Origin of the sequence: Streptomyces sp. NPDC093064, assembly GCF_044754605.1 — a bacterium.
Classification (GTDB): Bacteria; Actinomycetota; Actinomycetes; order Streptomycetales; family Streptomycetaceae; genus Streptomyces.
Window position 1 is genome coordinate 1 of sequence record NZ_JBIVPK010000108.1, and the last position, 7908, is coordinate 7908.

General features: G+C 69.0%; 7 protein-coding genes and 4 pseudogenes. 5 read left to right on the forward strand and 6 right to left on the reverse strand.

From position 1 onward, the window contains the following. Window positions 1–232: 232 nt before the first annotated feature. From ACIQFZ_RS42590 to ACIQFZ_RS42600, 3 genes are all read right to left on the reverse strand, one after another. Complete coding sequence (locus ACIQFZ_RS42590; protein ID WP_402693902.1) at window positions 233–991, reverse strand: SDR family NAD(P)-dependent oxidoreductase; 759 nt, start codon at window positions 989–991, stop codon at window positions 233–235. A 25-nt stretch (window positions 992–1016) separates the two neighbouring features. Continuing rightward, window positions 1017–2363 (reverse strand): MFS transporter, encoded by a 1347-nt coding sequence (locus tag ACIQFZ_RS42595; protein WP_402693903.1) that lies wholly within the window; start codon window positions 2361–2363, stop codon window positions 1017–1019. A 79-nt stretch (window positions 2364–2442) separates the two neighbouring features. Then, the gene (locus tag ACIQFZ_RS42600) at window positions 2443–3027 is read right to left on the reverse strand and encodes a TetR/AcrR family transcriptional regulator (protein ID WP_402693908.1); all 585 of its coding nucleotides are present in this window, start codon (window positions 3025–3027) and stop codon (window positions 2443–2445) included. 761 nt (window positions 3028–3788) lie between these two features. Between ACIQFZ_RS42600 and ACIQFZ_RS42605 the strand changes: the two are divergent. The 3 genes and pseudogenes from ACIQFZ_RS42605 to ACIQFZ_RS42615 all read left to right on the forward strand — a co-directional run. Further along, a pseudogene (locus ACIQFZ_RS42605) lies at window positions 3789–4121 on the forward strand (site-specific integrase); the annotation flags it as partial. 217 nt (window positions 4122–4338) lie between these two features. Then, window positions 4339–4671: pseudogene (locus ACIQFZ_RS42610) on the forward strand (helix-turn-helix domain-containing protein). 4 nt (window positions 4672–4675) lie between these two features. After that, complete coding sequence (locus tag ACIQFZ_RS42615; protein ID WP_402693904.1) at window positions 4676–5035, forward strand: hypothetical protein; 360 nt, start codon at window positions 4676–4678, stop codon at window positions 5033–5035. A gap of 216 nt (window positions 5036–5251) precedes the next feature. Here the strand turns inward: ACIQFZ_RS42615 and ACIQFZ_RS42620 are convergent, their stop codons facing one another. Together ACIQFZ_RS42620 and ACIQFZ_RS42625 are read right to left on the reverse strand one after the other, a co-directional pair. Further along, the gene (locus ACIQFZ_RS42620) at window positions 5252–5608 is read right to left on the reverse strand and encodes a hypothetical protein (protein ID WP_402693905.1); all 357 of its coding nucleotides are present in this window, start codon (window positions 5606–5608) and stop codon (window positions 5252–5254) included. A 99-nt stretch (window positions 5609–5707) separates the two neighbouring features. Further along, window positions 5708–6346 carry a LysE family translocator gene (locus tag ACIQFZ_RS42625; protein ID WP_402693906.1) on the reverse strand — a complete coding sequence of 213 codons (639 nt, stop codon included), beginning with the start codon at window positions 6344–6346 and terminating at the stop codon, window positions 5708–5710. A 296-nt stretch (window positions 6347–6642) separates the two neighbouring features. Here ACIQFZ_RS42625 and ACIQFZ_RS42630 point away from each other — a divergent pair. After that, window positions 6643–6816 (forward strand): annotated as a pseudogene (locus ACIQFZ_RS42630) (hypothetical protein); the annotation flags it as partial. Between the two features lie 110 nt (window positions 6817–6926). Here the strand turns inward: ACIQFZ_RS42630 and ACIQFZ_RS42635 are convergent. After that, window positions 6927–7625 (reverse strand): Ku protein, encoded by a 699-nt coding sequence (locus tag ACIQFZ_RS42635; RefSeq protein ID WP_402693907.1) that lies wholly within the window; start codon window positions 7623–7625, stop codon window positions 6927–6929. Between the two features lie 112 nt (window positions 7626–7737). Here ACIQFZ_RS42635 and ACIQFZ_RS42640 point away from each other — a divergent pair. Beyond that, window positions 7738–7908 (forward strand): annotated as a pseudogene (locus tag ACIQFZ_RS42640) (DNA-directed RNA polymerase subunit alpha); the annotation flags it as partial.

Genomic DNA, 7908 nt, shown 5'->3' on the forward strand with positions numbered 1-7908 from the left:
TCGGCCAGATCAGCCCGATCACTTACGAACAGCGATCAACTACGCTGGCCACCGCCGCATAACAACCGGTGTCCACGATCAAGGGTGAAGCCCCCCGACGGCTATCCCGGGCCAGTGCGCGCATGCCGATTGCCTGCTGACCGCACCCGCCGGCACCGGATGTGGCTCGCGTTCCTGCCCGTCGTGGCGGAGTTCCTTGCTGGGGAAGGGTGTCGCCGAAGCCTACGAACCGTCAGGCGGACGCTCCACTGTCGATGACCAGGTCGGTGCCGACCACCGCGCCGGCCGCGGGCGAGGCGAGGTAGAGCACCGCGGCCGCCACTTCTTCGGCTTCCGCGACCCGGCCGAGCGGGTTTTCTGTCTTCACTCGCTCGGCACGGTCGGCCTCGGTCTCGCCGGGCCGCAGCGACATGGGAGCAGCGGAGGCGCCGGGGCTGACGGCGTTGATGCGGATGCCCTGGTGGATGTGGTCGAGAGCGGCGGCGCGGGTCAGCGCGGAGACCGCTGCCTTTGAGGTGATGTAGGCGGCGACGTTCGGGATCCGCAGGTGTGCGCCCAGGTTGGAGGAGATGTTGACGATGGCGCCGCCGCCGTTTCCCTTCATGTGCGCGATTTCGTGCTTCATGGCCAGCCAGACGCCGGTGACATTGGTTCGCAGCACCGCGTCCCAGTCCTCCTCGCTCACCTCGCCGACGGGTACGGTGCCGCGGAGTATTCCGGCGTTGTTGACCGCGATGTCCAGTCCGCCGAAGCGGGTGACGCTCTCGCGTACGAGGTTCTGGAGCTGGCCGGATTCGGTGACATCGGCGGTGACGGCGGTGGCCGTGCCGCCGGTGGCCTCGATGAGACCGACCGTCTCGTCCAGGGAGGCCGCGGTGCGTCCCGCGGCGACCACGGATGCGCCCTCGGCGGCGAAGGCGCGCGCGATTGCGCGGCCGAGGCCGGAGCCTGCGCCGGTGACGAGGACGGTCTTGCCGGTGAAGCGGTTCATTTCGGTGGCTCCCTTGAGTGATGGATTACTTGGTGCGGTGGTTCAGGAGGGCCACGAGGGCCAGGCCGGCCCCCGTCGCGGCGAGCGACCAGGCGTCGCTGCCGAGCGTGAGCAGGATCGCGAACAGGACGGTCGGGCCGAATTCCATCGCGGTGTTCAGCACGCCGCCCGCGAGCCCGGTCTGCTGCTGCGGCACGCCTTCGGTGGCGAGCACGGCGGCTCCCGCGAAGGAGGCCGCCGTGCCGGCCGGCAGCAGCACGAGGCCCGGCAGCAGCCCGTACCCGTATGAGATGTGTGCGTCGATCCCGGTGAGCGCGAGGAGGGCGAGCCCGGCCGCGCCGGTGCCGAGCCCGGCCGCTGTGACGGTTCGGGCCCCGAACCGGCCGATGAGCGGTCCTGCCGCCCGGCCCGAGGCGATCAGCGCAACAGCGAACGGTACGAACGCCGCCGAGGTCTGCAGCTGTGACCAGTCGCGCGCCTGCTGGAGTTGGAGCGAGAGGACCACGAAGGTCATCGCGGTTCCGCAGGCGCTCAGTGCGATGGCCGCGAGAGCGAGGACCCGCCGCCGGTCGAGCAGGAAGCTGGGCGGCAGCAGCGGGTCGCGGGCGCGGCGCTCGGCGTACCAGAACGCGGCCAACAGCGCGGCCCCGCAGAGCAGCGGCACGAGCACGCCGGCCGACGACCAGGGGCGGGCGTCGGTGACGACGAGCCCGTAACTGGCCAGGGTGATCCCTGCGGTGGCGAGCAGAGCACCCGGCACGTCGAGGGTCCTGCCCCGGCTCGGCGTGGTGTCCGGCAGCAGCCGGAACGTGAGGGCGAGGGCCGCGAGGGCCACCACGAGCGGTACGGCGAAGGTCCAACGCCAAGACAGCAGCGCGGAGATGACGCCGGAGAGTAGATTGCCCGCGGTCGCGCCGAGTACCGAGAGCCCGCCCCAGGTGGCCATCGCCCTGCCGTACGCGGGTGGGGAGGGGAAGACGGCGCGCAGCACGGCCATGGCGGCGGGCGCGATCAGAGCCGCCCCCGCGCCCTGCGCGAAGCGCGCTGCGAGCAGTGTCCCAATGCCGGGAGCGAGCGGGGCGGCGGCCGAGGCGGCGGCGAAGAGGACCAGGCCTGCGGTGAGGGCACACCGCCCGCCATAGCGATCCGTGAGGCGTCCGCCAAAGAGCAGCAGCCCGGCGAAGGTCAGTCCGTAGGCAGCGCTGAGCAGGATCAAGTCTGCGCGCTCCAGGTCGAATTCGCGCCCGATGAGGGGCAGCGGTATGGCGAGCGCAGTGAGCGTGAAGATCAGCGTGGTCTGGACGCTACCGAGGAGGACGAAGGCGCATCGCTGCTGCATAGTGGCGACGCGGGCAGCGCCCGTGACGGTCATACCTTCCCCCTGATATTTGACCGATCGGTTCATTATTTGGGCATGCGGAAGGGAGCCTGGTGGTTTCGGTGGGCGTGAGTCAGTCCAGCAGGGCCAGGGCCTGTTCAGCCGCATCCCGCACCCGGGCGGGATCGTTCGACGCCTTGCCGACGATCCGTACGCCCTGTAGCAGGACGAGCAGCATGCGGGCCAGCGCACGCGGATCGCGACCCTCGGGCAGCTCGCCCTGGGTCTGGGCCCGTACGAGCGCGGAGTGCAGCAGGGTTTCGACGTGCTCCCAGCTGATCTCGACCCGGCGGGCCGCCCCAGGGTCGTGCGGGGCCAGCTCAGCCGCGGTATTGGTGACGAAACAGCCGTTCAGCCGGCCTTCCGGGGAGGCGGCTTCTGCGGCGAAGCGACGCACTACCGCCCGCACCGCAGGCAGCGCGGGGCCCGGCTGGGACAACTCGGCCAGGAGAGCCGGGTCGCGCGTCTCGGCGTACCGGTCCAGGGCCTTCAGATACAGCTCGCGCTTGTTGCCGAAGGTCGCGTAGATGCTGGCGCGGCCGATGCCGAGGTGCTCGACGAGGTCCGTCATTGATGTCGCTTCGTAGCCGCGCCGCCAGAACAGCTCAAGGGCCGACTGCAGCGCGGCGTCCGGATCGAATTCCTTGGTCCTGGCCACGTCGAAGACCATAGACGTATCTGGAACGGTTGGTCAAATAACTGCGCACCGTGGCCGGGTCTGTTGTGCGACATCCCGTGAGTTCTCCTGAGCCCGGCTGAGTCCCCAACGCCGTGACCAGGGGGCTCTTTCTCCTTCGGGTGCTCTGCGACTCTGTGACGTAACTTCGGGATTCTTGATGCGTTCTCACCTCGTCCGAACGATCTGCAGTCGGACTGAAGGCGAGGAGGCTTGAGTCGTCGGCGTTGGCGGTCGTACGGGACCTGCGTGAGCACTGGGCGCCCGCGTCGGCGGAGGAGCTGAAGCGGTTCGAGACCGACGTGCTGTCCGGGTTCGTTCTCGCGCGAGCCTCAGCAGGGTTGGCGGACGGCACGATCCGCGGGGACGTCGGTCACCTGGATCAGATCAGGACCTGGTTCGGCCGACCGCTGTGGGACATGGAGCCGGCCGACGCGGACGCGTATTTCGGGAAAGTGCTGCGTGGCTCGTCAAGCGGCACCCGGCTGGGCCGGTCGCAGGCGGTGAGCATGTACTTCATGTTCCTGGAGCTGCGACACAAGGTCGAAATCCACCGGATGGCCGGCCGGGTGATCGAGTGCCCGATCGACGAGATGAACCCGCCGCGCGGGGCCAAGGACGCCCAGCTGCGGATCCCGCCGAGTGAGCCGGAGGTCGGGACGCTGTTCACCGGCTGGGGCGGCGAGCTGGCCACCTGCCGGAAGTTCGCACCGACCGCCCGGAACTACACCGCCGCAAAGCTGATGTCCCAGGTCGGCCTGCGGGTGAGCAAGGCGTGCAAGCTCGACCTGACGGACATCAAGTGGGACCTGGGGCGCTTCGGCAAGCTCCACGTCCGCCATGGCAAGGGCGCCCGCGGCTCGGGCCCGCGCGAGCGGATGGTCCCAGTGATCAACGGCGCCGACCGGACCCTGCGGTGGTTCATCGAGGACGTGTGGGGCCAGTTCGACGACGACCACACCCGGCCCGGCGCCCCGCTGTTTCCCTCCGAGCGCAAGAACACCGACGGCTCCGCCCGACGGGTCGGCGACGACGCCCTGCGAGGCGGGCTCGACAACGCGGTCGAGGCTCATCTGCCGTGCTGGAAAGACAAGTTGACGCCGCACGTCCTGCGGCACTTCTGCGCGTCCCAAATACAGAAACGGGCTGGACTTGCTCGCAATCCAGGACGTCTTGGGGGCATTCCTGGATCGCCACCACCATGCGGTATATCCACGTGCAGCAGACCCGGGTCGAAGACGCCTGGGCCGCCGGGATGGAACGGGCCGCGAAGCGGCTGGAAGGACTGGCCCGATGAGGTGGAACCTGCGGCTGACCGCCGCGAACAAGGGGATCTGGAAGGCCTCCGAACTCCAGCGGAACCTGGCCGAGCACGGCCTGGTGATCTCGGCCGGCAAGATGTCCGGGCTGTGATCCGGCCAGCCGGTCTCGCTCAAGCTCGAGGACCTGAACGTCATCTGCGTGGTCCTCGGCTGCGAGATCGGTGACCTGCTGATCCTCGAACCGCAGAAGGTCCGCCGGCCGGGGCAGGCGGAGGAGACGGAACGGGCCGCGGTCGGCGCGGGAACCGCCGCACCGAAGGTGGTCCCCAAGCGCCGGGGCGGCCGGTCGCTGCCGCCGGAGTGAGCCGGTGGCACGGTTCCCGAAGGGCTACGTCAATCCCACCGACTCTTGTGACAGCTGCCTGGCCTGGGGGAACTTCAGCGGCCGTCTCTGCCCCACCTGCTACATGTTCGGCTGCGGCCACGACGCGGCCGCATGCGTTTGCCGCCGCATCCAGCCGCTGAAGTGGAACTACTGCCGCCTGTGCTGGTGCCAGGCCCGCCTCAGCGCGAAGACCGTCGCCGGCCGGTCGACGGACGAGACGCGCGTGCGGGAGCGGCTCGCCGCCGTCCGACATCACCAGCTGTTCTTCGTCGGGATGCACTACCGCAGACGGCCGACGCCCTCGGCACGGCGATTCGGAGGACGGCGAGGAGCCCAGCGGTAGCCGCCTCCTGCACCGGCCTGGCGCCCGGATCCCGGCGGGCGGCAGCTCCCGCTGTTCAAGCAGATCCTCCGTGACTACAGCCGGCTCGCCCTGGCCGACTCCGACCTGGCCAGCCCTTGGCTGGCCTGGGCGAAGTACCTCGCCCACCGGCTCGCCGAGGCCCGCGGCTGGGGCGCAACATCCGCTTCGACGTCAAGCGCGGCCTGGCTCTCGTCCTCACCGGATGACGTCGAGGGCGACGTCATCCGGCACACGGAGATCTTCGCCCTGCTGCGGGCCTTGGGCCTGCCGGTCGGCCACACCGTCACAGTCCTGGACGAGATGGGGATCTTCGAAGACGACAGTGAACCCTCCTTCGCTGAGCACCTCCAGGGTTGCGCCGGGGTGCAGCCGGGCGAGGTCGGCGAGGGCCTGCGGAAGCTGGGACGCGGCGAGGTCTTCGAGCAACCCGACGCCGTAGCGGCCGGTAAGCGTGCGTCCGGTTTCGGTGAGTGCCTGTGCGGAGAACGAGGACGAGGCGGATGCCGGCGCGGCCGGACGGCCCCCGCGACGGGAGTGGTTGGGCGGGGCCACGTCGACGACCTCAAGCTGTTCCAGCGCGCGTTCTTCGGCCGGGCGGGGCTTCCGCTCCTCGCAAGAAGCCTTTGTTGATCGCTACCGGCAGACGGTCGCCTACTTCGGCGCGGTGACCAAACGCACGGCCAGACCGGTGAAAACGCTGCCGCTGAAGATGTTCAAGCCTCGGGCGACGCGGTTGCTGCGGCGCAGCACGGCGGCCAGTCGCCCCGACAGCAGCCCGACGGTCATGTCGACGGCTAGGCCGATGAGCACCAACGTCAGACCCAGGATGAGGAACTGCAGCGGCACGTGCCCCAGAGCAGGGCGGACAAACTGCGGCAGGAACGCGACGTTGAACAAGATGACCTTGGGGTTCAGCAGGTTCGTCAGCGCGCCCTGGCCGAAGGCCCGCCACCGGCTGGGGCCGCCGCCGCATCCCGCCTCCCCTTCGTCGGCACCGATCGGGGAGCGGTCGCGGAATGCCTTGACCGCGAGGTACAGCAGGTAGACCGCACCGATCCAGCGCAACGCGTAATACAGCGTCGGCAAGGCCAGAAACAGCGCGGACAGACCCAGCATCGCGGCGAAGACGTGGACGAGGGCACCGCATCCGACACCCAGCGCCGCGAGCAACCCCGTCCTCGGGCCGCCACGGCCTCCCATGGCCACGAGGAACATCATGTCGGGCCCTGGTGAGACGCACAGCAGCAGGGCGGCGACGAGGAAGGCGGCATACAGACTCGAGTCGACCATGGCCCCGATACTTACCCGCCGACCCAGTAGTGACATCTCAGTTTCGAACTTCGAGACAGCAGCTCACTGTTCTCGATTCCTGATCTTCGTGTCAAGCCGTTCTGGCTGTGTCGCTGGCCGTCAGTCGACTGCCGTCTCGACGGTCACCGCGACTGAGCTGAATTGAACCCGCCGACGTGAGGGATGCTGCCGGACCGGGGGCTCCAGCCTTCGGCTCAACCACCTGGCGCCAGAGCCCACTACGACCGGCGGCGGAAGGCTGGCGATCGGCACAGGGACAGCGCCGGGCAGGGCAGGTGAGGCCTCCAGCAGCTGGCCGAACGGATCGGTCAGGACCTGCACGTTCGCGTCAGGGCTTACCTGGGCAAGGGCGACACGGAGGTCAAGAGGACCGCGTTTGGATCGGCATGCGAGCCATGATCATGCCTGGCGTGACGCTCGGTGAGGGTGCCGTCATCGCTGCTCAAAGTGTGGTCACACGTGATGTGCCGCCCTATACCGTTGTCGCTGGCGCTCCGGCCAGGGAAGTCCGTAAACGCTTCACCCCAGAGGCCATCGGCAGGCTCCTGGCGCTGGAGATCTACCAGTGGAGCGACGAGAAGTTCAACGCTCTCCGGTCGGTGATCTGCGGATCCAGCATCGACGCCCTTGAGGAGGCGTCCCAGGCATGGGACGCCTCGACTCCAACAACTGGCCGCCATGCGACAGGAGTCTTGACCCAGGGCTGACGCGGAATCCACCCTGCCCTGCCCTGCGCAGGGGGTGCCGATAACACCGTACAGCGGGGCGCTTTGCACCAGGAACACCGTGGGTCGGCCGGCGAGGTGGGGGCATTGCTGGGCCGCGACCCGGGCGTGCTCGACGCACACCGGCGGCTGCGCGGTGCGAGTGCGACCCGCGAGGCGCGCTTCAGGGCGTGCCGGAGTACCAGGTAAGGCTTGGCGGCGACGGCGCCCTGCGGCTGGAGGTAGTAGCCGGGGCCGATGCGGAGCGGGTCGACGGCGGAGGCCGGGATGAACGCGATCAGTTCGATGGCGCGCGCGGCGGGCAGCGGCAGGGCCCGCAGCTCTTCGTCCGTGACCGGGATGACCCGGCCGCTGGGCAGTTCGTATCCGCGCCCTATTTCTCCGAAGGTGACCTCACGGTCCTCCGCTTCGCACCAGTAGCGGTTGCGCACCAGAGCGTTGTCGGCGGTGTGGATCCTGCGGAAGTGGACGCTGTGGTCTTCGGTCGCGCTCAGGACCGTGATTGGGACGCTGACCAGCCCGTGGCGCTGCATTTGCAGACGGGCGGGGTCGGCGGTTCGGCCTCATCGGCGGCTGAACCGCCCGTACTCTTCGTGGTGTCTACGGCGTCACATAGCGGGCGCCAAACACTGGAGGCAATACCCCGTGCTGATTGCTCAGCGTCCGTCACTGACCGAAGAGGTCGTCGACGAGTTCCGTTCCCGGTTCGTGATCGAGCCGCTGGAGCCGGGCTTCGGCTACACCCTCGGCAACTCGCTCCGCCGCACCCTCCTGTCGTCGATCCCCGGTGCTGCTGTCACCAGCATCCGCATCGAC